This window comes from Heliobacterium chlorum, from assembly GCF_014502795.1.
Taxonomy (GTDB): domain Bacteria; phylum Bacillota; class Desulfitobacteriia; order Heliobacteriales; family Heliobacteriaceae; genus Heliobacterium; species Heliobacterium chlorum.
This window is the reverse complement of sequence record NZ_JACVHF010000129.1, coordinates 1-727: the sequence shown is the minus strand read 5'-3', so window position 1 is coordinate 727 and position 727 is coordinate 1. Positions and strand designations below refer to the sequence as shown.

Below are 727 nucleotides of genomic sequence, written 5' to 3'. Positions count from 1 at the left end.
CGCCCGTAGCTCAGCTGGATAGAGTAATTGACTACGAATCAAGAGGTCAGGGGTTCGAATCCCTTCGGGCGCGCCATTTCTTCATAGGATGACGGTTACAAATGATCGTCGTTGATATGAAGGAGATACTAAAAATTACCTGTTGCCTTGCCGTGAACGATGTGTTAATATTTATAACTGTCGCCGGCAGGTGCCGACGGACAAAAACATCTGGTCCTTGAAAATCAAACAGTTGTTAAAGCAAAAGCGTGCGAACTAAAGTCAATTCGGCCCGCGCAAGCGGGACGGATAACTTCTTAAGAGTCGATAGACTTCTGTTACAAGAAGCTTTGACTGGATAAGAAAATTTAATCAATAAGAGCTTGACTCAAGCTTATCTACATTTTTTGTGGAGAGTTTGATCCTGGCTCAGGACGAACGCTGGCGGCATGCCTAACACATGCAAGTCGAACGGAGCGATGAAGTTTCGATGGATTCGCTTAGTGGCGGACGGGTGAGTAACGCGTGGATAACCTGCCTGAGAGTGGGGGATAACAGCCCGAAAGGGCTGCTAATACCGCATAACGTTGTCTGGGGACATCCCCGGACAACCAAAGGAGCAATCCGCTCTTGGATGGGTCCGCGTCCGATTAGCTAGTTGGTGAGGTAATAGCTCACCAAGGCGACGATCGGTAGCCGGCCTGAGAGGGTGAACGGCCACACTGGGACTGAGACACGGCCCAGACTC

Annotated in this window: 1 rRNA gene; it reads left to right on the top strand. The window is 49.8% G+C overall.

Annotated features, from left to right (window positions below):
• Positions 1–385 precede the first annotated feature (385 nt).
• A 16S ribosomal RNA gene (locus H1S01_RS20540) occupies positions 386–727 on the top strand; the annotation flags it as partial.